Origin of the sequence: Acinetobacter lwoffii (assembly GCF_022809915.1) — a bacterium.
GTDB classification, from domain to species: Bacteria; Pseudomonadota; Gammaproteobacteria; order Pseudomonadales; family Moraxellaceae; genus Acinetobacter; species Acinetobacter lwoffii_M.
The window spans coordinates 1-1,188 of the sequence record NZ_JALGQY010000082.1 but is presented as its reverse complement, the minus strand read 5'-3'; the positions used below and the strand labels follow the sequence as shown (position 1 = coordinate 1,188).

Here is a 1,188-nt window from a genome sequence, read left to right as displayed (position 1 = left end):
CGGTAATCCCCCCTAAAAATAAAAGGATCTAAAAGTAGAATTTTCTCTTAAGATACGAGCAGGAGATTCTGCATGAAAACATCTAAATTTACTGACAGCCAGATCATGTCCATTTTAAAACAGGCGGAGTCTGGCACACCTGTAGCCACCCTTTGTCGTGAACATGGCATGAGTAATGCCACGTTTTATAAATGGCGTGCCAGATATGGCGGTATGGATACCTCATTGATGGCTCGACTGAAAGAGCTGGAAGCAGAAAATACCAGACTAAAAAAAATGTATGCTGAAGAGCGATTAAAGGCAGAGATTGTTCAGGAAGCAATGTCAAAAAAGTGGTGAAGCCATCTTGCCGACGTCAGATGGCTCAACAAGCCGTTGCCCTGCATGCGGTTAGTATCCGTTTAGCTTGCTCTGCATTTGGCATTAGTGAAACCTGCTACCGTTATCAGGCTAAACTTTGCGATGACAATGCATTAATTGCTAAACAGCTCATTGAACTCACTGAGGCAAATTCCGATTGGGGATTTGGTCTGTGCTTCTCATATTTACGACATGTTGAGAATCACTGCTGGAATCACAAGCGGGTTTACCGCATTTACTGTGAGTTGGCACTAAATCTGCGTATTAAACCGAGAAGAAGACTAAAACGGCACGCGCCTGAAACATTGAAAGAACCAATCCGAGAAAATCAGGTCTGGTCATTAGATTTTATGCATGATCAGCTGATCGATGGTCGAAAGTTCCGATTATTAAATGTGATTGATGACTACCGTCGAGAAGGCTTAGCGATTGAAGCAGGATTCTCATTACCTACAATCCGAGTTATTCGTACGTTGAATCAGTTGCTGGAGTGGCGAGAAAAGCCGTTAGTTATTCGGTGTGACAATGGCCCGGAGTTTATCAGTCATGAATTTGTACGCTGGGCTACTGAGCACGGTATTCGTATTGAATATATTCAACCAGGTAAGCCACAGCAGAATGCGTATATTGAACGTTATAATCGGACTATACGTTATAGCTGGCTAAGCAAGCATCTATTTGACACACTGGAAGAAGTACAAGATTATGCAACAAACTGGTTGTGGCATTACAACCATGAAAGACCACATCAAGCTAACAAAGGAAAGCCACCTCTAAGGGCTGCTTAACCTCTACTTTTAACTTCGGTTATTTATGGGAGGATTACCC

General features: G+C 42.7%; 1 protein-coding gene. It reads left to right on the top strand.

What is annotated here, in order from left to right; translation table 11 throughout:
• The first annotated feature begins 72 nt into the window (after positions 1-72).
• Positions 73-1,148, top strand: a protein-coding gene (locus MTX11_RS16480) for an IS3 family transposase (RefSeq protein WP_243475614.1) whose coding sequence is annotated in 2 segments (ribosomal slippage) — positions 73-325 and positions 325-1,148 — 1,077 coding nt in all. Because the reading frame shifts where the segments join, the coding sequence is not laid out codon by codon here.
• Positions 1,149-1,188 lie beyond the last annotated feature (40 nt).